This window comes from Pleionea sediminis (genome assembly GCF_007570825.1).
GTDB classification, from domain to species: Bacteria; Pseudomonadota; Gammaproteobacteria; order Enterobacterales; family Kangiellaceae; genus Pleionea; species Pleionea sediminis.
Genome location: NZ_SUNB01000001.1, coordinates 807,046 through 831,956 on the forward strand (window position 1 = coordinate 807,046; position 24,911 = coordinate 831,956).

Below are 24,911 nucleotides of genomic sequence, written 5' to 3' on the forward strand. Positions count from 1 at the left end.
ATAGTTAAATATGTAGCAGTAGCAATGAAAGATAATAATAAAATACTCGATGATGGTAGACAAGATACATCTGTACTAGAAACACCTAGCGATAGGAGTGAAAAAGAAAAAGCGGAAGATAATTATAGTCGCACTGATGAAATTAAAAGTCATCACAAAACATTCTTGCATTTCATTATCGAAATTTTTTCAACGGCAATTAATTTATTGTCTTATTTAATTAACAAAGGGCAAATTAGCAATAACCATAGCTACGATAATAAAGCGAACAACGCAAATATTTCGGATAAAGTTCAAGCCCCGAGAGAAGAGAAAGATAACGCATCCGTTATTCTAACTAAGTTAGATGCCCGTCACTTTATTATAGCTACGGTCATTTTACTCGCAGGAATTATTACAGGCTGGTTACTGCTATCATTGGCGCCTCAAGCAGAAAAGCAAAAAGTTGAGCATAGAACTCCACTAATAGAAGCCATTGAAGTAGAGCAAGTTGCAAAACGAATTCCAATATACAGTCGAGGAACGGTCGAGCCCCGCACGCAACTCAACTTAATTAATGAGGTTGAAGGTCATGTCACTTACTTATCCGATAACCTGGAAAGTGGCAGAATCTTTAACAAAGGTGAATTACTTTTAACCATTGATCCAACTCGCTATAAACTTGAAGTAACCAAAAAGCAAAGTGCAGTCGCTTCAGCAGAACTATTTCTGGAAAAAGCACGCGCGACAGCTAAAGTTGCACGCAAAGGAGCAAAAAGAAATGCTTCGGCTTACGCTTTGCATATTCCACAGCTGAATGAAGCAAAAGCAAAGCTTGCTGCAGCTGAAGCAGATTTAGAGGTTGCGAAACTTCATCTGGAAAACACCCAGATAAAAGCACCGTTTTCAGGAAGGGTTAAACATAGCGACATCAATCTAGGTCAGTACGTAAATTCCGGCGCTCTAGTTGCCAGCATCTATTCACTCGATGCAGCAGAAATTCGATTACCCATTTCGAATAAGCAAATTAAACTCATCGATCTACCCTGGTTTTATACAAATAATCCTTTACCAGCTCTGGAAGAGTCGAGCGACAACATTGCTGAAATAGAATCAACAAAAAAAAACTTGGACTTCGACAGAGAAAGTAATCCATCGGTAGAAATTGTTGGTCAGTTTGCTAATAAAGAATATCGTTGGCGAGGAGAAATAAAGCATGCCGAAGGGGGATTGGACGAAAACCAACTAATTTACTTAGTTGGACACGTTAAAGATCCGTATCGGAGAGATAAACAAAATCCCAACCGCCCGCCCTTAGAACCCGGTTTATTTGTTGAAGCTGAAATTGAGGGTAAGTTCTTTGATGCTATTTTTGAAATACCAAGAGAAGCTTTACATGGAAAAAACAAGGTCTGGTTAGTTGATGAGAATAATCGAGTGCTCGTCAATGAAGTCAATGTTATCTATCGAGGTCCTAAATACGCATATGTCCTTGACGGATTAAGCAATGAAGACAGACTGGTAATAACCAACCTGGATTATGTAGTAAACGGCATGGAAGTTCGCATCAATGATTCATCTCAAACAACTCAGTGGAGTCAATCAGGTGTCGCTGGGCAACCGTTGGATAAAAGTTTACAAGAAGAGACGTCGCCTAAAAAAGATACTTTAAGAAACATGAGTCGACGCTGAAATGAATCGATTAATTATTTGGTTTGCTAAGAACTCTGTCGCCGCTAATGTTTTAATGATTCTCATATTAGTAATGGGATATTTGTCGATTCCCAATACCAAAAAGGAATTAATTCCTAACGTATCTCTAGAAAGAATAGCTATTCAAACACTTTATCCTGGTGCATCCCCTTTTGAAGTCGAGAAATCGGTTTGTAAACGAATCGAGTCGGCTATTTACGATATCGAGGGCATGATTGACTTAACAACTCAGGCTCAAAAAGGCTCATGTAATATTCAGCTTGATGTAGATTTTGGTTATGATACACGCATTATTCTAGAAGAAGTTAAAGCCAGAGTTGGCGGGGTGAGTGGCTTTCCACCGGAGGTTCAACGTCCAATAATTAAAGAGCTCAAAGTACGAAACCGAGTTGCTACTTTAATAATCAGTGGCGATGCTGAGGAGTGGGTACTAAAAAAAATCGCTTCCAGAATCAGAGATGATTTGCTCGATAGTCCATTAATTTCCGTAGTCGACTTGGAGAACGTTCGACCTTATGAAGTATCGGTACAAGTCACCGAATCATCGTTACAGCAATATGGCTTGAGCCTTTCCGAAGTAGCAACAATTATTAAAAACTCTTCGCAGAATATGCCCGGCGGTACACTGAATACTGCAGCTGGCGATGTATTAATTCAAACCGAAGGAAAAGTAGAAACGGCGAATGGCTTCGACTCTATTATACTTCGCTCAAAACCCGATGGAGGACGTTTATTGCTGTCCGACTTAGCTACTGTCGTTGATGGCTTTGAGTATGGAAATACACATGCCACTTTCAATGGTAAGCCTGCGGTGTCGTTAGAAATCTATCGAGTCGGAAAACAAAATATCGTTGATGTTGCACAAGTTATTCAAAATTATGTTGCAGAACCGACAAGCTATATACCACCAGGTATTTCCCTGTATATTTGGCAAGATGACTCTAAACATTTTGAGGGACGAACCCAACTATTAATAAATAATGCTTTGCAAGGATTGTGCTTATTATTTCTAACCCTTATGTTGTTTTTACACTGGCGTGTTTCTTTTTGGGTAAGCGTTGGAATTCCAATTGCATTTATGGGCGCCTTTTGGTTCTTACCCAATTTTGGAGGATCAATTAATGTTATTTCATTATTTGCATTTATCTTGGTTCTCGGTATTGTTGTAGATGATGCGATTATTGTTGGAGAAAGCGTTTTCTCACAACAAAGGTCAGGCCTTACCGGAGTCGACGCAGCGATAACAGGCACGAAAAAAGTTTCTAAACCAATCACCTTCGCTGTTCTAACCACGATTATAGCCTTTATTCCTCTACTCTACCTGCCCGGCCCAGAAGGCAAGTTAATGCAGGTTATACCCATTGTGGTGATTTCCACCCTTATTTTTTCACTAGTAGAATCCTTATTAATTTTACCTGCTCATCTAGCCCACAGTCGCATTACTCAAGCTGGTTACGAAAATAAAAACACCAAATATCAAAAGCTCTTCTCTGAAGGCCTCGAGAAATTCGTTGAACGATGTTATCGACCATTCTTAACGTTTGTTTTGCGTTGGAACTTGGCTGCTATCACAGCTTTTATCGCTATTTTTATTGTCGCTATTTCTCTTTTAACAGGAGGATGGTTAAAAATGGTCCTCTTCTCTGAAATTGAAGCCGATGTCGCCGTTGCGTCGGTAGGATTTGCAGAGGGAACACCTGCAGAGGTAACTCAGCAAGCGGTCAATAAAATTGAGCAAGCGGCAATCTTATTATCACAAGAGCTCGAAGAAGAGTTCGGAGAGAAACAAATCAATCAAATATTAGCGGTTATTGCTCCGAGAGTTAAAACTTCAAATGCGAACTCACAGAACCAAGAACACAAAGGCAGAGTTTCAATTGAATTTGTTGACAGTGAAAAAAGAAAGATTGCAGGTAAAGAATTGCTTAGACGTTGGCGTAACTTAGTTGGTGATATAAATGGAGCACTAGAACTTCGCTTTGAATCAAACTTGAATAATCCCATTCCCGATTTAGCCATCAACTTTTACGGAGACAATTTAAATACTTTGAAAACGGTAGCAGAAGACTTTAAATCGCAAATGATTAAACATCGCGGTGTTTATGAAGTTAGAGACTCCTTACAGTCCGGAAGAAAGCAAGTCACCATACAATTACTTCCTGTAGCTCGAGATCTTGGGCTAACATTAAATGACCTGGGCAATCAGGTACAACAAGCTTTTCATGGGATTGAGGTACAAAGTTTTTATCGCGGAGAAGATGAAGTAAAAGTGATGGTTCGGTATCCCGATAGTGCAAGAGGGTCACTCTGGCACCTTGAAAATATGCATATAAGATTAACCGATGGTTCAACAACGCCTTTACTTCATGTCGCAGAGGTAACCGATGGAACAGGAGCTCCCACCATTCAGCGAATCGATAGAAAGAGAGTGGTAACCGTATCGGCATTCGTTGATAACAACATTACATCAGCCGCGAAAGTAATGAAGCAACTAGAGCAATCCACATTGACAAATTTATCGGTTGACTACCCTGGCGTGCGCTGGGGAATTACGGGAAAACAAAAGTCAATTAAAGAATTTTTCGCATCAATGGGACAAAGCTATTCATTTGCATTAATTATTATGTACCTTTTAATGGCTGTACTTTTTGGGTCTTACTCACAACCACTCATGGTGATGTATGCGATTCCTTTTGGTATTGTGGGCTCACTACTCGGACATTGGATTACCGGCGTCGACGTAACACTTTGGTCTTTTGTTGGTATGATTGCCGTAAGCGGCGTTGTTGTGAATGACAACCTGGTTCTCGTAGACTTTATTAATGAAAAACGTCGAGAGGGCGTATCTATAATAGAATCCATTAAAGAAGCCGGTGCCGCACGCTTTCGCCCTATCATTCTGACGTCATTAACCACCTTTGTGGGTTTAATGCCAATCATTCTTGAGACCAGTGTTCAAGCTCAATTCTTAATTCCGATGGCAGTATCTTTATCATTTGGCGTTCTATTTGCCACATTTATTAGTTTGATATTAGTTCCGTCAGCATATTTAACCTTAGATCAACTGAACAAAGCATTTCAGAGGCTTCATCATAAACTACGTTTACTCTTTAAGGTTCACCAAGACTGGGATATCGATATAGAACAAGCATATGAAGAAGGATTTCGCGCCGGAATGAGCAACAAACCATTGCACACTCCCCCGTTTAAAAATGATGTGATCGCCGCCAGTTGGGAAGCCGGTTGGAACGATGGATATTACTCTCGGAAAGGCTTACAACCGGAAGGATAATATCTATAAAGAAACAACTCGATTTTAATTGATAAATTACAAACGTAAAAAATGAGAGATGTGGTTTGAGAACTTAATACCATTCACAGCCATATAATTACTAGCTCAAGCAAATGTAAAACGACAACCGTATATGTCAACTGCTTCCTGAGATCGAGATACCACTCACTGGTCCAATCCGAGTTAAAACTTAGAACTTCAAGCCTCCAAATTAGCCAAAATCCCGATCCAAGTGCAGCTAAAGCCATGGGTATGTACAAGTTGGAAAGCAAAACACCGACAAAAGCAAGCAATGCAAAACAGTTGGACATGAGCAATAAACGTTTACGCTGAGTTCTATTTTCTTGTTCATAAATTCTCCCCCACAACGCACCCGACAAAAAAGCCAAGATAGTTCCACTGTAAACTAAGAAGACGAAAGGTGGGTAAAAGCCTAGAAAACTTGATTGTTGAAAAGTATACCAAACCGAAATAATAAACGGTAAAACGCCCAACCAACCCAATATTTTTGCGGTAGAAGACGTAGTCGACATCAGCAAGAGACCTTTAATGAACGATTGTTAAATAAAAGTTAGACAATATTGCATACTAAGTCTAAGTACTACGTACCAAAAGTCGTATTAGAGCGTAAACTGCACTTATAAAGTCGACAAAATCCATAAAAATACAAAATGCGACTCAATACCCCCGTCGAAAACAGGCTGAAATGTGAAAGATATATCGATACTTTGGTTTAACAATGATTTAAGAATTAGAGATAATCTCAGTGCTTTACGCGCTTCGGACAGCTCCTTCCCGTTAATTTGCCTCTTTTGTTTCGATCCGAGTTGGCTTAAACCTAACCGACTGAATAGCGCATCTTTAGGCTCGCATAGACACCATTTTCTTATTGAAAGTCTGAGTTCACTCAACGCTCAACTCAATTTATTGGGTCAGCACCTCGTTGTCGAATTTGATCATCCTGAAAGGAGCTTTTCAAAACTTAATGAAATGTACAACATTAAAGAAATCTTTCATAGTGTTTATCCAGGATATAATGAACGCAAAACTCTTAGCAGAGTCAAAAAACAACTTACAGAAGCTCGATTTATTGGCAGTCATACACACACACTATTTGAACTTGATGATTTACCATTTGACCTTGAGCACCTTCCTTCAACTTTTTCAAAATTCAGAAAAACTGTAGAAGAGAGTATGTTGAGAAACCCTATGCAAGCTCCCAATTACTTACCACCATCACCGATCCCAGCAGAGAGCAAACACAATAAAATCCCCTTACCGAAAGAGAAAAAAACAACATCTATGGAAGGGGGTGAACAAGCCGCTTGGCAACGGGTTAGTAACTTTTTTTCGAGTAACGCTCCTCTAACTTACAAGGATACTCGCAATAAACTTGATGGCGATTTTTACGCAACGAAATTTTCGCCTTGGTTAGCACTTGGCTGCATTTCTGCCAGGCAAATTATTAAAGAATTACGTACCTTCGAATCAAACCACAAAGCTAACGAGTCAACATACTGGATATATTTTGAATTGTTATGGCGTGAATATTTTCAATGGTATGCCTACTGTCACAAAGAAAAATTATTTCAAAAAGGAGGCATTACAAACCAAAATTGTCGACAGTGCTTTTATGGCGAGCGTTTTCAAAGATGGTGTTATGGCAACACACCTTATCCGCTGGTTAATGCCTGTATGAAACAACTCAATGCAACCGGATTTATGTCGAATAGAGGTCGTCAAATTGCTGCCAGTGCCTTAATTTATGAATTCAATATCGATTGGCGATTTGGCGCCGCTTATTTTGAACAACAACTCATAGACTATGATGTCGCCTCAAACTGGGGGAACTGGCAATACATTGCAGGCGTTGGTGCAGACCCCAAAGGGGGCCGACGATTCAATCAAGAAAAGCAACAACAGATTTACGATCCCGAAGAAGAATTTATTAATCAATGGCGAGGAAATGTTTTTGATGGCCAGCTAGATTCGGTGGATGCTGCTGACTGGCCAATTTTCACCGTGGATGAAAAGCAAAAATGAACACATCCAAAGTCGGTATTGTTTGGTTTAAACGCGATTTAAGATTAGCCGATCACTCTCCCATTCAACATGCCTTAGAAGAAAATAACCATATCATTTTTATCTACAACTTCGAGCCTATGTTACTCAACGATCCTCATTTTGATGAACGCCACTGGCGATTCGTATGGGAATCGCTTGATAATCTCGATCAGCATTTAACCGCTCACAATACAACCGTTAAAAGAACGTCATTACCCATGCTTGATTTGCTAACGCTTTTAAAGCAACACTATTCAAGTTTCACTTTGTATAGCCATCAAGAAGTGGGTTTACTGAATACTTATCAGCGAGATCAGATGGTTAGTCAATGGTGTCATCAGAATAAAATTCGATGGCATGAGTCTCAATATGCGGCTGTCATTCGCGGAGCTAAAAGTCGAGAAAACTGGGACAGCGATTGGGATAAGCGGATGAGAGCAGCACAATACACTTCAAAGTTAACCCGCATAAATCCAATACAATGCGACTTTATTCCAGACTTTGAAGCGCCAGAAAGCTGGAGTCATGCTTCGCACTTATTTCAAAAAGGCGGCATCGATATTGCTCACGACATCTTAGCAAGCTTTTTCACTGAACGAGGGAAAAAGTACCGAGGTTCAATATCGAGCCCCAGTTTAAGTCGGAAATTTTGCTCTAGATTGTCGCCTTATTTAGCATTTGGTAATTTAAGTTTGCGACAGGTTTATCATTATCTACTAAATCATTGGAATAAACCGGGATGGCGCTCGGCTTTATCTGCATTCAGTTCACGTTTGCATTGGCACAGTCATTTTATTCAAAAGCTAGAGTCAGCCCCCAATATGGAAGCCACTCCTGTAAACATTGCCTATAAAGATTTTCCATACCGTAACGATGACAATGTCAACTCCGATATTAAACGATGGCTTTCAGGTGCAACTGGATTTCCTCTCGTTGATGCTTGCATGCGCTGCTTGAATCATACTGGCTACATCAATTTTAGAATGCGAGCCATGTTAGTTAGTTTTGTCACACATCATTTAAATATACATTGGCAAAAAGCCGCCATCCCTCTTGCACGTCTTTTTTTAGATTTTGAGCCGGGAATTCACTACCCTCAAGTTCAAATGCAAGCTTCTGTTACTGGGATCAACACCATACGACTTTACAATCCGGTTAAGCAATCTCGCGAGCAAGATCCTGAGGGAGACTTTATTAAACAGTGGTGCCCAGAGTTATCGTCTCTCCCCATAGAGTTTATTCACACTCCTTGGTTGATACCTCCAATAGAGGCCCAGTTTATGGATTTTAAGCTCGGTGAAACCTATCCTTTTCCGATGATTGATATTGAACAAGCGGCAAAAGTAGCGCGTAAGAGATTGTGGCAATTTCGTTCTCGAGAAGATGTTAAGAAAAATATCCCAGAGATACTAACTCGCCATGTAAGACCAGATAAAAATAAAGCAACAAAGAAAGTACAGTCGAATGCATAAGAAATTAAAGCTACCCAAAAAGATATGTCTTGTTTGCCACCGTCCTTTTGAGTGGCGAAAAAAGTGGTCAAAATGCTGGGACGACGTTCTATATTGCTCAAAACGCTGCAGAAATAATAGCAGTAAACTCGGTTCCAAAATACATCCTAGTTTCTCAAAAGAGAGTAAGTAATGAAACCGATTAGAAGTATTGGTGCAACACTCAATAAAAGTACATCAACATTGAGACTCATTTTAGGCGATCAACTGAATGCCAATCATAGCTGGTTTCGTCAAAAAGACTCTTCCATTGTTTATTTAATTGCAGAACTAAAACAAGAAACCTCGTATGTAAAACATCATAAGCAAAAAGTACTTGCCTTTTTTTCAGCAATGAAAGAATTTGCTTTTGCACTAGCAAAATCGGGTCATCAAGTGATCTATTTAACGCTTGACGAAACTCATTTATTTGACGAACTACCTGAGCTTTTAAAAGAAATCATCCGCCAATATGACATAGAACAATTCCACTACCAACAACCCGATGAATACCGTTTAGCCAATCAGCTTCAATCAGTAAATTTTCCCAAGGTTAAAAAAACACGCTTTGATTCGGAACATTTCTTACTACAGCACGACGAAATCAGTGACTATTTTGACAAAGAAAAAAAGATGAAAATGGAATTTTTTTACCGAAAAATTCGTAAAAGATTTCAGATATTAATGGATAATAACCAACCCGTCGGCGGTAAATGGAATTATGATCATGACAATCGAAACAGTTTTACCAAGGATGATCTTAAGAAAATTCCCAAACCTTTGCTTTTCACGAATGACGTTAGGCCAATACTAAAACGCATCGAAAAGCATAATGTGAAAACAATGGGTGAATGCTCGACAGAAATCATTTGGCCCATCAACCGAAAACAAGCTCGACAACTCTTAGCCTTCTTCTGTGAAAACTTATTACCTCACTTCGGCCAGTTTCAAGACGCCATGACGGAAAACTCACCGTATCGCTGGAGCTTGTATCATTCACGATTAAGCTTTGCCTTAAACTCCAAAATGCTCTCTCCAATGGAGGTTATCAATACATCGCTTGAAGCGTGGGAACACAACAAAGACTCAATTTCACTCGCACAAATAGAAGGCTTCGTGCGTCAAATCGTAGGCTGGAGAGAGTTTGTACGCGGAATCTATTGGGCAAACGCTCCCGACTATGCCTCATTAAACTACTTATCAGCCAACCGGCAACTTCCCGATTATTTTTGGACTGCAGAAACGAAGATGAATTGCATCAAGCAAGTCGTCTCTCAATCTCTTGACTATGCTTATGCTCATCATATTCAAAGATTAATGGTAACGGGTAATTTTTGCCTCCTCACCGGCATTCACCCTGATGAGGTCGATGAGTGGTACCTTGGCATTTACGTCGATGCCTTAGAGTGGGTCGAAATGCCTAACACTCGTGGTATGACTCAATTCGCTGATGCAGGTATCCTTGCCACGAAACCTTATTGTTCCAGCGGTAGTTACATCAATAAAATGAGTGACTACTGTAAAAATTGTGATTACTCTGTGAGTAAAAAGACTGAAGCGGAATCATGTCCTTTCAACAGTCTTTATTGGAACTTTATTGAACAACACAAAGATAAATTTAATAATAATCCTCGAATGCGAATGATTTATATGTCCTGGAATAAAATGTCGCATGACAAGCAGCAAGCATTAATTCAGCGTGCTCAGTGGTGTTTAAACAACATCAGTAAACTTTAAAAATTATGAGAGAAGTATTTAACCGAATCCAAACTCACCGACCTTGGCTAGTTATCACGGGCGCGGGCATTAGCTTAGGTTCGGGAATCCCCACTTATCGTGACCATGAAGGAAACTGGTTACGTAGCAATCCAATTCAACACCAAGAATTTATTCAATATGAAGATAAGAGAAAGCGTTACTGGGCTAGAAGTACGCTTGGGTGGCCGCCGGTAAGTAGAGCACAACCCAATAATACTCATTTTTTACTGGCTCAACTCGAGCAACGAGGGTTGATGAAAGGCGTTATTACCCAAAATGTAGACCGATTGCATCAAAAAGCTGGCCATAAAAGGGTTATCGACTTACATGGCCGATTGGATCGAGTCAAATGTTTATCATGTCAGCAATATGAGTCTCGCAATAATCTTCAGCAACGACTCATCGAGCTAAACCCTTTTTTACTAACAAAAGAAGTTCAAATGGCACCCGATGGTGATGCGCATTTAGAAAATGAACTTACGCAACAAATGAAGATAGCCAATTGCCTCCATTGCAATGGAACACTTATGCCCGATGTTGTCTTTTTTGGCGGCACTGTACCTAAAGCAACGAATTTGGCTACCAGTAAGTTATTTGATGAATGCTCAGGAGTAATAACGATAGGTAGCTCACTGATGGTGTATTCAGGCTATCGTTTTTGCAAGCTCGCTAAGCAAGAACACAAGCCTTTAATTATAATTAATCAAGGAAAGACTCGTGCTGATGATATTGCAGATTTCAAAATTGAAAAAGATTGTGCGACAGTACTAAAAGGATTATTGGATCATATAGGAGGCTAATTACCACTTGGAGTTAACGTTAATCCAAAAGCGTCTTTCACTTCCGGGAATGTCATAGACTGGATAAAACTGATTTAAATAAAAGCTCGACAAATCGGAGGTAAAAGCCGGATGTTCATAGCTTTCGTCAAATACATTTTTTATCGAAAAATCAACTTTCCACTTACCAGCAATAACCCAATCGCCAACTTTCGCATTCACTAGAGTAAACGAGGGCTGCTTATTAGCTTCTTCAGCGGGATTTAAGCGATCACCATAATGCTTTAGCTCTACAGAAACATGCCAGTCATCTGTAATTAAATGTGAAAGACCCAGTTTTAAACTCTCTTCAGCCGAAAATGCCACTCGAGATTCATCCAGTGAGTTTCGTACATCGTTATAGCTAATACTGCCATATCCGCGCCATTGATTACTGCGATAGTTCAACTCTACTTCGAATCCATATCCTTCAATACCAGGTCCATTTATAAACGTTTCTAATTCATTAGTACGAATTGTATTTTCGGTTTCATAATAAAAGACAGAAGTATGTAACTGCCATACATTCTGCCAAACTTTATCAAAGGTCGCTTCATAGGTTTGAATGGTTTCTGGCTCTAAATTCTCATTTCCATTTAGAAAAAAGCCACCATTTAATTCCCAACTGTTAGGCGCACGAAAAGATTCACCATATAACAAACGTATTATGGAGTTTGAACTAAAGTCATAAGATAAAGCTGTTCTAAAGCTGTAATAACGCCCAACTGAATTATAGTCATCAAAATGGACGCCTACATCGATGCGTAATGAAGGATAAAATCTAATTTCATGACTGAAAAAACCACTTCTTACAGTTTCATTGGGGTTTACCGACAAATTAATATCGAGTAATTGCAATGGATCATTTTCAGATCGATATACAAAATCGTAATCTCGATAATTTTTAATTTCTATTCCATAAATCGTTCGACTGTGAGGGCTCCAGTTCGTATCTGCTATTAACTCAGCGCCGTAGGAACGACTGTTAATACGGTTGTATTCCGATGGATAATTCGGCCCTTCAATTCCGTTAGGATCTTGTAAGTAGAGGTAACGCCCCATAAACTCATAATTGTCAAAAAAGATGCGCCCCTCAATATTTAGATAATCTGCAAATTCACTTTCAAAGCCAATTTCCAGGTGTTCATTTTCGTCTTCAAAAAAAGTACCCGATTGATCAATTCTGCCGCCAAATATTCCGGTTGGCACATATTTTTTTCGAGTATTATGGAATAACTGAACATAAACGTTTTCATTTCCTGCTCGAGCCATTAATGTCTTTTTCGACTCTCTATTGGCCCGACCAGAGACAAAACCGCCCGTGGGGTAAACTCCAGAAGTATATTCATCAAAAAACATTGACTCTTCCATACCCTGCTCTACTGAAAGCTGCGTATTTAAAAACCAATTTCCGGACTCAAAATACTTTTGACCATGTATCTTTTTATCGCTAAAACTACCAACAGAGATGCCATAAGAGTCATTACCTTTTCGCGTGATAACATTAATTACAGCATACATTGCATTGGTACCATAAACGGCAGAACCCGGTCCACGGACGACTTCTATGCGCTCTATGTGGTTAACATCAACCGTAGCCAGCTGACCATTAAAGTATCCGAAGTTTTCGACAACGCTATGCCCATTAAGTAACAAAAGAATACGTGAGTTGGGATCATTCGATTGATACGCACCTCGAGGTACGACAAAGTCATAAATTCGATCGCTAAAAACCATAAAGCCGGCTAAAGCATCGATAATTTCGCTTAAATTTCTCCAACCGAATAAATCGATGTCCTCTTTTGTTACAACAGTAATGTAAGCCGCGGTATCTCGAATATTTTCACGAGTCTTTTTGCCTGCAGTGACTTTGATATTGAGTAACTGCTCCATATTCAAGCCAAACAGATCTTCTTTATTTGAAATGCTTGCGCTAACACCTCCTGTAATACTTATAAGAAACGCAAGCCAACACCAACTTGGTACATTTTTCATAATTTTTTCATTGAGTTAAGTAAACCCGCACTGTAAAACAGTATAGATGAAGTCTTTGCATTTCGCACAGCGATAAAATAAAGGTTTTAGGCTACAATTTTGTTCTATAAACTTTAATCTTTAACACAAATAGCAAAGATTGATACAAATCAACGTCTTTGCTGATCGAGTTTAATATACTTAACCTATAAGTAGTGGTGACTTAGGAGAATTGTTATATGTTTGAATCTATTAAACATTGGTTTGAGTCGCTCAATGGCGCAGAATCTCACTTTGATCATCCGGACGATGAAATGCTACACGGCGCATTAGCCTCTGCTCTCATGCACATTATTCTGTCGGACAAACTTGAGTCAGATAAAGAAAAGTCTATGTTTTTCGAAATTATGCAGTCTGAGTTTAAATTGGACAATAATAAAATTAACTTCCTCTATAAGGCAGCAAAGTCCTCTACAGTAACACTTCACGAGGATTTTGAGATTATCAATAAGTTCCTAAAAGACAATCCTGTTGTTAAGGCACAGTTTTTGGATGAGCTTAATCGACTTATTGACTGCGATGGAGTCCAAAACAAAGAACTTGATTTATTTTACGAGGCGGTAAAAGAAGTATTTCCAGAGATTAGTCGGTTTGATTAATTGTTCGATATATTGATTTCGAACTTATTAAAAATAAAGCAGAAGCAAACCCGGCAGACGCAAATACCATACACATCACCATTATCTGATATCTCACCGCAATGAGCGGTGAGACACCGGATAATATTTGTCCCGTCATCATCCCCGGCAAAGACACTAGTCCTACAGCAAACAATGAATTTACTATTGGAATTAAAGAAGTTTGATAAGCGGTGGCTCGAGCTTTTTTTTCACTTACTCCTTTATTTAACTCGCTCAAATAGCGCTCAGAGCATAAGCTGACACTGTTCATAGCGTTCGCAAAGATCATACCGCCCAATGGAATGATATATTGCGGATCGAACCAAGGATTAACACTCAATACGCCTTGGGTAATTATTGTAAGAATAATCCCACCACCTATAAAGACAGAAAAGATGGTGTGCTTTAATAGCTTTGTCCGATGTTCTTTTACGGTCCGCAGCGCGATCCAACTCGATGCAAGCACCATAGTTAATAAAACCGCTAATATGAGAATTGAGTTTTCACTTTCAAACAAAAAAGTGAGTAAATATCCGACTAGCAATAATTGGACAATCATTCGTAACAAAGCGGAAAAACCATCACGATAATTTGCAGACCAAATATACATGATAACAATCACGAACAACGCGGGAAATAATCCGATTAATAATTCAAAATAATCAATAATTTGCATGTCGTTATTATTCTTAGTTTATTATTAAAAAGGAAAACCGTACTATCATACAATATAACGTGTGCACTTGTTTTGTCATAAAAGTGACATAATAGAGATTAAGTTTTTTACTCATGATTTACACTCATCAAATAAAACGTCGACGCCATAAAAAATAAACCACGGGTAGAATAAAAAGAGTTAGCAGTAGGGCACTAATCATACCTCCCACCATAGGCGCTGCGATTCGACTCATTATTTCAGAACCCGTGCCTCCACCAAACAAGATAGGCAATAAACCAATAATAATGGACGAGGCAGTCATCATAACGGGACGAATTCTTAAACCAGCTCCATGTAATACCGATTTTCGAAGCGTAGAAGTTGATAAACTTCCATTATTACGAGCTCTTTCATAAGACTGATTTAAGTAAACCAACATAATTACACCAAGCTCAACTGCGACACCGGCAAGCGCGATAAAACCAACTCCAACTGCAACAGAAAAATTAAAAGACAATCCGTACATCAACCAGACACTACCTACTAGCGATAAAGGTAATGTCCCCATAATAATAAGCACTTCAGTAAAATTTCTGAAGTTTAGAAAAAGTAACACGATAATAATCGCCAAGGTTAATGGGATCACATACGTTAGCTTCTCTTTTGCGCGTAACATATATTCGTATTGTCCCGACCAAGTAATAGAATATCCTACCGGTAAATCGATTTGTTCAACAACATGCTGTTTTGCTTCATTAACATAATGACCAACATCCACTCCTTCAATATCAACCAGCGTCCAACCATTAATGCGAGCATTTTCACTTTTAATTCCTGGAGGGCCATCTTCAATATAAATATTCGCAATGTCACCTAGCGCAATGCGCTGGCCACTGGGTGTGACAACTGGTAATAATGCAAGTTGCTCTGGCGAATTCCGATAATCTTGTGGATAACGAATATTTACTGGATATCGTTCTAATCCCTCAACAGTTTGTGTCACATTCATACCACCAATCGCAGTTGCAATAACTTGCTGAACATCTGCAATATTAAGTCCATATCGGGCTGCTTTAGCTCGCTGAATATCAACTTTCAAATATCGACCGCCAGCAACACGTTCTGAATACACCGATGCAGTTCCAGTAACATCGGTTAAAACGGATTCTAACTGCTCTCCGATTGACTGAATAACATCAAGCCTCGGTCCCGCGACTTTTATTCCAACGGGTGTTTTAATACCCGTTGCTAACATGTCAATTCTTGTTTTTATAGGCATTACCCAAGCATTGGTTACTCCGGGTATGGATACCAATTTATCCAGTTCCTTTTTCAACTTTTGAGTTGTCATTCCCTCGCGCCATTCAGAGCGAGGTTTTAACTGAATAAATGTTTCAATCATAGTTAGAGGAGCAGGATCGGTAGCCGTTTCTGCTCGCCCGACTTTTCCGAAAACATGTTCCACTTCAGGTACAGTAGCAATTAACTTGTCTGTTTGTTGCAATAACTCTCGAGCTTTTCCAATGGAAATTCCTGGATATGTTGTTGGCATATACATCAAATCGCCCTCATCGAGAGGAGGAATAAACTCACTTCCAATTTTTTGCAATGGCCAAAAACCTGTCAATAAAATAAGAAGACCTATCAATAAAGTTGTTTTCGGAAATCGTAAGGACCAATTTAACGCCGGTAAATAAAAGGACGTTAAATATCGATTCAGCGGGTTCTTATTTTCAGCTAGCACTTTACCTCGAATAAAGTACCCCATTAGCACCGGTACTAAGGTTACTGCTAGTGCAGCGGCAGCCGCCATCGCGAAGGTTTTGGTATAAGCGAGAGGGACAAACATTCTCCCTTCCTGCGCCTCTAAAGTAAAAACAGGTAAAAAACTAACAGTAATAATTAGCAAACTAAAAAATAATGCTGGACCAACTTCTGATGCTGACGTTGCAACAATTTGCCAACGGTTATCTTTAGTTAATGAGGTATCTTCCATATGCTTATGCATATTCTCAATCATAACAATAGCGCCATCGATCATGGCCCCAACCGCAATAGCAATGCCCCCCAACGACATAATATTTGCGTTAATACCTTGAATTCGCATTACAATAAAAGCAACTAAAATACCCACGGGCAAACTGATAATAGCAACAAGTGAAGAACGAACATGGAATAAAAAGGCGAGGCAAACTAACGCGACTACAATAAATTCTTCAATTAACTTTTGCCATAAGTTTTTCACAGCTCGGTCAATCAATCCAGAGCGATCGTAGACGGTAACTATTTCGACGCCTTCCGGCAGGCCAGCTTCTAATTGCGATAACTTTTCTTTTACGCCATCTATCGTCGCTTGTGCGTTCTCACCAAATCGCATGACAACAACACCGCCAACAGTTTCTCCTTCACCATTAAGCTCACCAATACCACGGCGCATTTGTGGCCCAAGGCTAATATCGGCGATTTCTTTTAACAACAAAGGCGTTCCTTGTCGATTAACGCCTAATGGTACATTTCCTATATCGACCTGATTTTCTAAATAACCCGTTGCACGAACCATATATTCAGCTTCTGCCATTTCAATGACAGAAGCTCCAACTTCTTGATTTGCTCTTTGCAAAGCAGTTTGAATATGCGCTAGAGGAATGTCATAAGCTCTTAATTTTTCGGGATCAATCTTAACTTGGTATTGTTTAACCATGCCGCCCACAGCTGCCACTTCAGAAACGCCTGGAACGGTTTGCAATTCAAACTTTAAAAACCAGTCTTGTATACTACGCAACTGTGTAATGTCGTGCTGACCTGTTCTATCGACTAAGGCGTAAAGATAAATCCAGCCAACGCCTGTAGCATCAGGTCCCAACTGCGGTTTCGCGCTTTCAGGTAGGGACGGTGCAACCTGACTTAAATATTCCAAAACACGAGAACGAGCCCAATACAAATCTGTGTCATCATCAAAAATAACGTACACATATGAGTCACCAAAAAATGAAAAACCTCTTACTGTTTTTGCACCCGGTACGGACAACATGGCCGTTGTTAAAGGATAGGTCACTTGATCTTCAACAACTTGAGGCGCTTGTCCCGGATAGGAGGTTTTAATTATTACCTGCACATCCGACAAATCAGGTATGGCATCAACAGGCGTTGTTTTTAGAGAGTAGATACCGGCACCAACTAGTATTACTGAAGTCAAAAGAACTAAAAATCGATTGGTGATCGACCATCGAATAACTGCTTCAATCATATTCTTTACCTCACCTTATTGTTGTTCAGCGTCTAGTCTATGCAACTGAGTAACAATAAATTTCCCCTCTCTAATTTCAAAAGTAAATCGAATAGATTGACCGATAACAAATGATGATATCTGTAGCTCATCGCTTATCAAGAAGTCGACTGTTGCAGATGGTCGTCCCCATTTTTCGATAGCTCCTCGTAAAATGGTTACAGTTTTTTCTTGAGGATCAATATGCTTAATAGTGCCATCAACTGTCGCAGTCTGAATGTCACTTTTTGATTGACTGTCCATAATGTGAGTGCCAGTGATTCGATACGTCTTTTCGCCGCTATCATTCACTTCTTTTTTAAGCTCTAAATGCAAAGTTAATCCCGAGTTTAACGGCGTAATATCAACTGACTCATCTATCATGAATTCCATTGTCATTGATGGCCAATCCCACTCTGGAATTGGCTGATGATATGCAACTATAATATTTGAATCTAAATTTATTTGCTTGATAGTAGCTTCAACCCAAACTTTTTCTGGGACTGACTCACGTACTGACATTCGTTTAAAATCTGAAGTTTTACTTGATTCAGAATCAATTAAAAATTGTGCAGATGTAACTACCTTATCTCCTTCTTTTAATCCACTCAAAACCTCATATCCCTGCTCCGACTGTCGTCCTAACTTGATCTCAAGTGACTTAAACTTTCCATCGCCTAACGCTAGAACAACACGATCGCGACGCCCTGTACGAATGACGGCTTCTCGAGGAACCATGATAACTTCATCATCAAGTCGTGACTCAATCGTTATCTGGGCAAACATATTGGGTTTTAGCACACGATCTTTATTTTCGAAGCGCAAACGTAACTTAACCGTTCTCGTTTGTTCGTTTAAAGCTGGATAAATATAATCAACTTCCCCCGTCCATTTTCGCCCCGGATTATAATCTAGCGACATAGTTACACGATCGCCTAAATTCACGTGAGCGGCCTGACGTTCGAAAACTTCTGCCTGAACCCAAACAGAAGAGAGGTCCCCGATAGACATTAAAGTAGTCCCTGGTTTTACGTAAAACCCCTCTCTAATATTTAAATTATCTATCACACCATTTTGAGGAGAGTAGAACGTAATATTTTGTTCGACCTGACGAGAAGATTTTAATTTCGAAACAAATTGCTCCGATATCTGAAGAGCTTTCATTCTTGCTTCTGCCGCTTTAATCAAGACTTGATTATTACGTCCTAAAGCTAACAGAAGCTCTTCTTGAGCATTAACCAGCTCAGGTGAGTACAATTGATATAAGGCCTGACCTTTAGATACCGGATCGCCTTCAGCTTTAACATTAAGGATTTCTATCCATCCTTCTACTCGAGGATGAATATGAATCAAACGGTCCTCGTCGTAGTTAACATAACCGACGGTATTAACGACAGAATGGAGCATTTCGCGCTGAACCGAAGCCGTACGAACACCGATATTATTAACAACTTCAGGTGATATGTATATTGTACCGGCAGTATTATCACTTCCCGAAGATTCTTCGTAAACCGGAACTAAATCCATTCCCATCGGTGACTTTCCAGGTTTATCTCTGCGATAGTTTGGATCCATTGGTGCGACCCAATAAAGGGGCTGTTCTTCTTTCTCAAGTAAACCAAATTCACTTGAAATGATTAAAGAATTAATTCCCCAACCAAGCGCAATACCAATTAGCAAAACGATGATTATTACATGGAACTTTTTCATTGTTTCACCTCATTATTATCTGAGCCGCTAGAATCAACAGTCGTTAAAAAATAATTCCATACGGCAACCGCTTGAAAAAAATCAACCCGTATATTCAAATAATCAATTTTTGCATTTAATAAATCGATTCGAGAACGAACAACCTCGTTAAAATCGCCATCATCATTGGTATATGCTTTCAATGACGCCTCCGACTGTTCTTCAAGTTGTGGTATCAACTTTATTTCAAACAAATGCTTTCGCTCATTAAGCACACGTAATGATTCGATTGTCGACATCATATTTGCAAACAAATTCTTAATTTTATCTTGCCTTATGTATCGCTTCGTTTGTGCTTCATAGCTTACTGCTTTTAATTGAGGATCCTGTCGACCACTGGTAAAAATTGGCAAATCAAATGTAACGCCGATAGAGAAAAAGTCAGAGCGATCCATTCCTCCGGGCGAGTCATCTCGAAATCCATACGATGCATTAACGCCCCATTGCGGTTTATAAGCTTGTTCAGCTATCGCAACTTTAATATTTGACTGCGATACCTCAGTGGATAATGCAGCAACTGCAGGATGTCTTTGAAGATGCTCAAGAATCCAATCGTATTTATCAGCTTTATCAGATTGCAGAAAGAGCTGAGTCGAAAATCGATTCGACAATGCATTAAGTTCTACCAGCTCGACCTCCCACTGATTTTCTGTATGAGAGTCAAACCAACGACTTAGTGCTTGCAATTGGGTACGAGCCTGCTGCTTTAATCGAAAAAGTCGGTCATCCAGACGTGTTAATTCCAACTGTGCTCGAATAAGATCTTGTTGTCGGTTTTTCAATAATCCAGAGGTGTAACTTGCTTCAGCAATTTTCGATGCTTGCTCAAAAAGGAATCGATTCTCTTTGATTAATTGAATACTTTTTTGTGCTCGATATGCTTCCAACCAACGATGTTCAACTTGTGCAATTATGTTTGTGCGAATATCAGATAAATGATATCTGTCTGCTTTTGACAAAAGCAGCCATGATTTCTGCATTAATCCTTGGGAATCACCACGTGGGAACATTTGACTAACACCCAACTTTAGTTGCGTCATGTTTTCCTGAGAAAAATCAAAACTGTCAACAGGAAGATTGGCAAATGAGAGCGAGATTTTAGGATCTGGTAAAGAATCTGCGGCCTGCGATAAAAAATCAGCTTGTTTAATTTTTGCTTGCAATCGCTTTAAATCTGAAGCATCGGTTAACGCTTTTTGAATAGCTTCATCAAGATTCAACGTATTGAACCTTTGCGTAGTATTCTCAAAGGCATGAGCAAGGCATAAAGCTAGCCCCAAAACGACAAGTGTTACTTTTTGATAAAACATGGGTATTTCCTGATAATGAAATAGCTGAAAGCAATTACCGATAAATCGGCATTCCTAAAAACAATCAGGAGAAAATCAAATCAAAAATCGACACAAAAGTAGATTTCTGTCCGACAGGTAATTTAATGATGCCGACTTAAGACGGGGTATATAAGAGGAATGTTGTTGACCCAAAAACTTCAACTCGACAAAAAACCAAACTAGGACTGAGTTCGGCTTATCGGGCATGTTTTGGGCCATGATCCATTCAGGTTCACAGTCTGAACAAGGTGGCTCAAACTGATTTTTCGAATTGTCTTTGTCTGGACAGCAGGCATGAGCTTCGCCTTTAGCTTCATCCAGTCCCATGTCCATATCGTGAGTCATCTCATTAGTTGTGCTATGGTCTACTAATGAATTCAATTGCATCCCTTGGTCACAGCACTGCCCTGCCAGAAGTGCTACAACGGCAATTAGCAATAACAGATAACTTTTGGGAGATCGAGTCTTTATCATACGTTTATTCTAGTCATATTAGCGGCAATTTTAAACCTTTGAGTAAGTCAAAGGTCAAAGATTATTGTCTATTATCTGCCAGTTTTTATGATTTTTCTTGCGAATATTTCTGTTTGTCAACAATCGCTACCGACTCATTAGCTTCACTCCATTCAACGACCGCTTCTCCAGATTTTAGTTTCGCTTTGACCTGCTCTATCCACTGAGTCATTTGGACCGCCTCAATTTGATAGTCTTCCAACTGACTCAGAATATGTTCTCTTACAATATTTTCTAATGTTTCAGTTTCGATTTCTTGCCATGGAATGATCATATTTTGTCTCAAATAAATACTATCGCTCGGAGTCGAGTATACCTTATATATAAAACGTGCCTTTATAGAGCTCTTATTCTATCTCAATGTCATATAGTCTATCAAAAGTATAAGGCGACTATTAAAATAAGTTTATTTAGATTAGAGTTCATGGATATTAAAGAAACTTTGAATTGCTTACATAAAGAGCTTATAGCGATACTTTTGTTATGCTTAACCAAACTTTCAGTGTTTTTTGAATATCATCGAGACTGATCGGCTTCGGCAAATAATCATTCATTCCGGCATCAATGCATTTTTCTTTGTCGCCTTTCATAGCATTAGCAGTTAACGCAATAATAGGAATACTCGCCCATTCTTCTCCTACATCACCTTTGCGAATACGTCGTGTTGTTTCATATCCATCCATTTCCGGCATTTGGCAGTCCATAAGGATCAGAGAAAAGTCAGAAGCTTTTTTCGCTTGCATGAACTCAAGCGCCTTTTTACCATTGTTGAGTAACTCGCAATCTAAGTTAAGCTTTCTTAGAATTGCTTTAATTACAGTTTGATTTACAGGATTGTCCTCCACAATTAAAAGCTTGTGACTTGAATCTATTTTGTCGTCACCATCATTCGATTGTTCTTTATTATTTGTATTACCAATGAATTCTATTTTACCTGTTACCGCACTCCATAACTCTTGTGGAGTAATAGGTTTAAAAATGTAATATAGACCTGAATTCTTTTCGTTATTTGAAAAATCAGAGTGAATATGGGAAAAAATAACACATTGATTCATTAAGTTTGATAATTTTTCTTTCCAGTTTTCTTCGCGAACACTTTTTTTGAGGTAAGACTCATCAAAAAATAAAATGTCGGCTCCGACTTTTTCTACTTCTTCAAATTTTATTGGATAATCAATAACAGTTACTGATAGTCCCCAATGTGACAGCTGCCTTTTCACATTATTGGCCTGAGTCGTATTTTTATCGAATAAAGCCACTTTTGAAAATTGGATTTTCTCTTTATCATAAGAGACTCCTTTACCTTCCTCCAATAACAATTCGATTGTAAATCGACTACCTTCTCCTTCTTTACTAGTAACCTCGACCTTACCATCCATCAATTCACACAGCTGTTTTACGATGGCTAACCCTAAGCCAGTTCCACCATATCTCCTTGTAGTTGATGCATCCTCCTGAGTAAATGCATTAAATAATAAAGGTAATTTTGACTGTTCAATTCCGATACCATTGTCTTCAATGGAAAAGATAAACAATATTCTCTCATTGACTCGCTTTGTACTCGCGACCAGTGTAATTGTTCCATCTTTAGTAAATTTTAAAGCATTCGAGTAGAGATTAGTAATTACTTGACGAACTCGACCAGGGTCACCAATTAAAATTTGATGATTAATATCTACAGTATCAAGAATAATCTGGTTGCTATGTTCTTCTGCTTTATAAGCCATGGCATTAACAATATCACTCAATAAATTGACCGCATTAAAGGAAATATTTTCAAAAGTTAACTTCCCTGCCTCTATTTTAGAGAAATCTAAAATGTCATTAATAATGTGTAAAAGTGATTGCGCAGAAGTAATAGCAAGTTCCGTGTGATGTAATTGAGTTTTAGTCAACGATGTTTGTTTCAATAAACTTAGCATGCCAAAGATCCCGTTCATTGGCGTTCTTATTTCATGACTCATACTCGCTAAGAATTGGCTTTTAGCTTTGGCCGCTGCATGAGCGTCATCCCTTGCCTTAGTAAGTTTTTGTTCTATATCTTTTCGTTCGGTAATGTCAATATGAGTCCCAATCATCCTTTTGGGTTTACCATCTGAATACCACTCGACAACTTTTCCTGTATCCAGTACCCAAATCCAATGCCCATCTCGGTGTTTCATTCTCGCTTCCGAATAATATCGAGATGTCTGGCCTTGCCAATGTCGTTCGAGAGCTTCAGCTGAAAGTTTTAGATCGTCCGGATGAGCGAGGTTTAGCCACGTATCAATGGTTATAGGTTCTAAATCTTCAAGCGTATAACCAATCATTTCAGCCCATCGTTCATTAAAGGTTACCTCTCCTGTTTGAACGTACCAGTCCCAAATACCGACGCCAGTACTGTCTATAATCAACTCTAACTGGTCGGCATTTTCTTTCAGAGCAGCTTCATAAGCTCTACGCTGCGAAAGGTCTTCGACAATTGACCATACAAATTTTTTACCACTAGTATCAGTAAATAAAACGCCATTTAATAAAACAGGATACGCATTGCCATCTTTCGTCACATATTCTTTTTCGTAGGGACCATATCGTCCATATTGCTTTAAACGACTTAACATCATTTTTTCTTGATCTAAAAAATCCTTTGGCGTTAAAGCCCAATAGTCAATATTTAAAAGCTCTTCTCGCGTGTAACCTGTTGGCCGAACCAGTGCATCGTTAAGTTCAATAAATCGCCCAGTATCAAACTCGTTTAATGCAATTCCTATAGGAGACAAATCAAATAATGCCCGCAACCTCTCTTCACTTTTCTTACGTTTTAAAGTATTACTTCCAATCAACCAAACAGAAAAAATTACAAGCGCACTTATTACGAGAATTGTCATTGTGACAGCTTGAAATAATCCTCCCTTTTCGTGCCAATCTGATTTAGGAGACATATAAATATGCCAAGAGCCGCCCGGAAATTTTACCGGAACTGAAACAGGATTTGTTTTTAGAATTGAATCGTTACCATAGAAAAACTCACCCCCTTTACCTAATCCATTAGTCCCTTGCAGTGCTATATTGAATTCATCAAGCAGAGTATTAAGTTCTACCAACCTGAATATTTTATCGACATCGAGAACAACAGATATTAATCCCCAAAAAACTCTTTTATTATTGATTTCGACATAAACCGGCAGACGGGCAATAATTCCCAGTCCACCTTGAACCAACTCTAAAGGGCCCGTCATAACGACGTCGCCTGTTTCTTTCGCTTTTACAGCGGCATCAACCTGCTGACTTGACTCTAAATAATTGAAACCCAAGGCTGCTTCATTTCCTTTGAGCGGAAAAATCATGCTGATGACCATATCCGGCGCTGCACCGATGTTTCTTATTGCACGTGAATCTTTAAATAATGGCTTAACCACCTCCGTAAAACGCTTTTGAGACATATTTGGCTCAGCCATTATGACGATACGCACACCTTTCACTAATAGTAGTTCAGCGACTAGTGCATCCTCCAACTGGATACGAAGTTCATTTGCTTTTTCAATAACATTATTTCTGAACTCGGAGTCTTCAACCTCACTGATATAGGAGTTCAGGACGTATCCGACTGATAAAACGGCCATTGTAAATAAGCTCATTACCAGTCGG

The 24,911-nt window shown here is 39.1% G+C and carries 17 protein-coding genes; 8 read left to right on the forward strand and 9 right to left on the reverse strand.

All coding sequences use genetic code 11. The annotated features are described in order from the left end of the window. Nucleotides 1–24: 24 nt before the first annotated feature. Nucleotides 25–1,671 carry an efflux RND transporter periplasmic adaptor subunit gene (locus FAX86_RS03130; RefSeq protein WP_144391875.1) on the forward strand — a complete coding sequence of 549 codons (1,647 nt, stop codon included), beginning with the start codon at nucleotides 25–27 and terminating at the stop codon, nucleotides 1,669–1,671. A gap of 1 nt (nucleotide 1,672) precedes the next feature. After that, nucleotides 1,673–4,984 carry an efflux RND transporter permease subunit gene (locus FAX86_RS03135; protein WP_144391876.1) on the forward strand — a complete coding sequence of 1,104 codons (3,312 nt, stop codon included), beginning with the start codon at nucleotides 1,673–1,675 and terminating at the stop codon, nucleotides 4,982–4,984. Nucleotides 4,985–5,067: 83 nt separating this feature from the next. Here the strand turns inward: FAX86_RS03135 and FAX86_RS03140 are convergent, their stop codons facing one another. Next, nucleotides 5,068–5,517: a DUF3429 domain-containing protein gene (locus tag FAX86_RS03140; protein WP_144391877.1), complete on the reverse strand. Its 450-nt coding sequence runs from the start codon at nucleotides 5,515–5,517 to the stop codon at nucleotides 5,068–5,070. Between the two features lie 175 nt (nucleotides 5,518–5,692). Between FAX86_RS03140 and FAX86_RS03145 the strand changes: the two genes are divergently transcribed. Genes FAX86_RS03145 through FAX86_RS03165 form a run of 5 tightly spaced genes read left to right on the forward strand, consistent with a single transcriptional unit; the run spans nucleotide 5,693 to nucleotide 11,096 of the window. Next, entirely contained in the window at nucleotides 5,693–7,027 is a 1,335-nt protein-coding gene (locus FAX86_RS03145; protein ID WP_205859093.1) for a DASH family cryptochrome, read from the forward strand. Next, entirely contained in the window at nucleotides 7,024–8,520 is a 1,497-nt protein-coding gene (locus FAX86_RS03150; RefSeq protein ID WP_144391878.1) for a cryptochrome/deoxyribodipyrimidine photo-lyase family protein, read from the forward strand. Before FAX86_RS03145 ends, FAX86_RS03150 begins: the two co-directional genes overlap by 4 nt. After that, nucleotides 8,513–8,692: a DUF2256 domain-containing protein gene (locus FAX86_RS03155; RefSeq protein ID WP_144391879.1), complete on the forward strand. Its 180-nt coding sequence runs from the start codon at nucleotides 8,513–8,515 to the stop codon at nucleotides 8,690–8,692. The genes FAX86_RS03150 and FAX86_RS03155 overlap by 8 nt, the downstream gene beginning before the upstream one ends. After that, nucleotides 8,692–10,275, forward strand: coding sequence for a cryptochrome/photolyase family protein (locus tag FAX86_RS03160; protein WP_144391880.1), 1,584 nt, complete (start codon nucleotides 8,692–8,694; stop codon nucleotides 10,273–10,275). The genes FAX86_RS03155 and FAX86_RS03160 overlap by 1 nt, the downstream gene beginning before the upstream one ends. 5 nt (nucleotides 10,276–10,280) lie before the next feature. Continuing rightward, entirely contained in the window at nucleotides 10,281–11,096 is an 816-nt protein-coding gene (locus FAX86_RS03165; protein ID WP_144391881.1) for an NAD-dependent protein deacetylase, read from the forward strand. Here FAX86_RS03165 and FAX86_RS03170 read toward each other — a convergent pair whose 3' ends face one another. Further along, the gene (locus FAX86_RS03170) at nucleotides 11,097–13,109 is read right to left on the reverse strand and encodes a TonB-dependent receptor plug domain-containing protein (protein WP_144391882.1); all 2,013 of its coding nucleotides are present in this window, start codon (nucleotides 13,107–13,109) and stop codon (nucleotides 11,097–11,099) included. Between the two features lie 218 nt (nucleotides 13,110–13,327). On the opposite strand from FAX86_RS03170, the gene FAX86_RS03175 reads away from it, so the two are divergent. Further along, the gene (locus tag FAX86_RS03175) at nucleotides 13,328–13,747 is read left to right on the forward strand and encodes a hypothetical protein (protein ID WP_144391883.1); all 420 of its coding nucleotides are present in this window, start codon (nucleotides 13,328–13,330) and stop codon (nucleotides 13,745–13,747) included. Here FAX86_RS03175 and FAX86_RS03180 read toward each other — a convergent pair. The 7 genes from FAX86_RS03180 to FAX86_RS03210 form a co-directional block, all read right to left on the reverse strand. Continuing rightward, nucleotides 13,731–14,444, reverse strand: a complete 714-nt coding sequence (locus FAX86_RS03180; protein ID WP_144391884.1) for an ABC transporter permease — start codon at nucleotides 14,442–14,444, stop codon at nucleotides 13,731–13,733. The two genes, FAX86_RS03175 and FAX86_RS03180, sit on opposite strands and share 17 nt — an antisense overlap. 127 nt (nucleotides 14,445–14,571) lie before the next feature. After that, nucleotides 14,572–17,673, reverse strand: coding sequence for an efflux RND transporter permease subunit (locus FAX86_RS03185; protein WP_144391885.1), 3,102 nt, complete (start codon nucleotides 17,671–17,673; stop codon nucleotides 14,572–14,574). 15 nt (nucleotides 17,674–17,688) lie between these two features. Then, entirely contained in the window at nucleotides 17,689–19,401 is a 1,713-nt protein-coding gene (locus FAX86_RS03190; RefSeq protein WP_144391886.1) for an efflux RND transporter periplasmic adaptor subunit, read from the reverse strand. Continuing rightward, entirely contained in the window at nucleotides 19,398–20,750 is a 1,353-nt protein-coding gene (locus FAX86_RS03195) for a TolC family protein (protein WP_144391887.1), read from the reverse strand. Before FAX86_RS03195 ends, FAX86_RS03190 begins: the two co-directional genes overlap by 4 nt. 75 nt (nucleotides 20,751–20,825) lie before the next feature. Continuing rightward, the gene (locus tag FAX86_RS03200) at nucleotides 20,826–21,245 is read right to left on the reverse strand and encodes a hypothetical protein (RefSeq protein WP_144391888.1); all 420 of its coding nucleotides are present in this window, start codon (nucleotides 21,243–21,245) and stop codon (nucleotides 20,826–20,828) included. An 85-nt stretch (nucleotides 21,246–21,330) separates the two neighbouring features. Continuing rightward, nucleotides 21,331–21,558, reverse strand: coding sequence for a YheU family protein (locus tag FAX86_RS03205; RefSeq protein ID WP_144391889.1), 228 nt, complete (start codon nucleotides 21,556–21,558; stop codon nucleotides 21,331–21,333). 190 nt (nucleotides 21,559–21,748) lie between these two features. Beyond that, complete coding sequence (locus FAX86_RS03210) at nucleotides 21,749–24,886, reverse strand: PAS domain S-box protein (RefSeq protein ID WP_164503440.1); 3,138 nt, start codon at nucleotides 24,884–24,886, stop codon at nucleotides 21,749–21,751. Nucleotides 24,887–24,911: the final 25 nt, after the last annotated feature.

What these genes read in the sequence shown, in the direction of transcription:
- FAX86_RS03130 (WP_144391875.1), top strand. Translation starts at nt 25, where the DNA reads ATGAAAGATAATAATAAAATACTCGATGATGGTAGACAAGATACATCT.
- FAX86_RS03135 (WP_144391876.1), top strand. Translation starts at nt 1,673, where the DNA reads ATGAATCGATTAATTATTTGGTTTGCTAAGAACTCTGTCGCCGCTAAT.
- FAX86_RS03140 (WP_144391877.1), bottom strand. Translation starts at nt 5,517, where the DNA reads ATGTCGACTACGTCTTCTACCGCAAAAATATTGGGTTGGTTGGGCGTT.
- FAX86_RS03150 (WP_144391878.1), top strand. Translation starts at nt 7,024, where the DNA reads ATGAACACATCCAAAGTCGGTATTGTTTGGTTTAAACGCGATTTAAGA.
- FAX86_RS03155 (WP_144391879.1), top strand. Translation starts at nt 8,513, where the DNA reads ATGCATAAGAAATTAAAGCTACCCAAAAAGATATGTCTTGTTTGCCAC.
- FAX86_RS03160 (WP_144391880.1), top strand. Translation starts at nt 8,692, where the DNA reads ATGAAACCGATTAGAAGTATTGGTGCAACACTCAATAAAAGTACATCA.
- FAX86_RS03165 (WP_144391881.1), top strand. Translation starts at nt 10,281, where the DNA reads ATGAGAGAAGTATTTAACCGAATCCAAACTCACCGACCTTGGCTAGTT.
- FAX86_RS03170 (WP_144391882.1), bottom strand. Translation starts at nt 13,109, where the DNA reads ATGAAAAATGTACCAAGTTGGTGTTGGCTTGCGTTTCTTATAAGTATT.
- FAX86_RS03175 (WP_144391883.1), top strand. Translation starts at nt 13,328, where the DNA reads ATGTTTGAATCTATTAAACATTGGTTTGAGTCGCTCAATGGCGCAGAA.
- FAX86_RS03180 (WP_144391884.1), bottom strand. Translation starts at nt 14,444, where the DNA reads ATGCAAATTATTGATTATTTTGAATTATTAATCGGATTATTTCCCGCG.
- FAX86_RS03185 (WP_144391885.1), bottom strand. Translation starts at nt 17,673, where the DNA reads ATGATTGAAGCAGTTATTCGATGGTCGATCACCAATCGATTTTTAGTT.
- FAX86_RS03190 (WP_144391886.1), bottom strand. Translation starts at nt 19,401, where the DNA reads ATGAAAAAGTTCCATGTAATAATCATCGTTTTGCTAATTGGTATTGCG.
- FAX86_RS03195 (WP_144391887.1), bottom strand. Translation starts at nt 20,750, where the DNA reads ATGTTTTATCAAAAAGTAACACTTGTCGTTTTGGGGCTAGCTTTATGC.
- FAX86_RS03200 (WP_144391888.1), bottom strand. Translation starts at nt 21,245, where the DNA reads ATGATAAAGACTCGATCTCCCAAAAGTTATCTGTTATTGCTAATTGCC.
- FAX86_RS03205 (WP_144391889.1), bottom strand. Translation starts at nt 21,558, where the DNA reads ATGATCATTCCATGGCAAGAAATCGAAACTGAAACATTAGAAAATATT.
- FAX86_RS03210 (WP_164503440.1), bottom strand. Translation starts at nt 24,886, where the DNA reads ATGGCCGTTTTATCAGTCGGATACGTCCTGAACTCCTATATCAGTGAG.